Origin of the sequence: Vibrio sp. Vb1980 (assembly GCF_033338615.1) — a bacterium.
GTDB lineage: Bacteria > Pseudomonadota > Gammaproteobacteria > Enterobacterales > Vibrionaceae > Vibrio > Vibrio alginolyticus.
The window spans coordinates 1-609 of the sequence record NZ_JAWOSZ010000116.1; the positions used below are offsets into that span (position 1 = coordinate 1).

Below are 609 nucleotides of genomic sequence, written 5' to 3' on the forward strand. Positions count from 1 at the left end.
GCTAAAACGAAGCCGTGCCAAATCGCATGGTTAAAGGGGATACGCTTCGCAACGTAGAAAATCACCCCTAGCGAGTACACCAAACCGCCCACCGCAAGCAGCGTAAGTCCACCGATATCCAGATTGATCGCCAGCTGATAAATCACAATCAACGACAGCCATCCCATCACCAAATAAGTCATCAGCGACAACTTCTTAAAGCGATAAACAAACGCGGCCTTCATGATGATGCCGAGCAAAGCAATGCTCCAGATAACTATCATCAAGCCAAACGCAAGTGGCGTGCGTAAACTCACCAACAAAAATGGCGTGTAACTGCCAGCAATAAGCAGATAAATAGCGCAATGGTCGAAGGTTTTCAGCCAGCGTTTCGCTTTAGGGTGAGGGATCGCGTGGTACAGCGTTGAGGCTAAAAACAGCACAATAATACTGGAGCCGTAGATCGCCATGCTTGTCACGGTCAATGTGTCAGCTTGGTGGTTTGTCGCTTTGATTAACAACAGGATTAACCCGACGATGCCGAAAATCATCCCAATACCGTGCGTGATGGTGTTGGCAAGCTCTTCACTTTGACTGTATTGAGGTTTCTGCGGTGAGGACATCAATGCG

1 protein-coding gene is annotated in these 609 nt (G+C 48.3%); it reads right to left on the bottom strand.

Going from position 1 to position 609, the window contains the following annotated elements; genetic code table 11:
• Positions 1-602, bottom strand: a 602-nt coding sequence (gene trhA / locus R7F64_RS24055) for a PAQR family membrane homeostasis protein TrhA (protein WP_318072174.1), incomplete at its 3' end; no start/stop codon positions are given.
• Positions 603-609 lie beyond the last annotated feature (7 nt).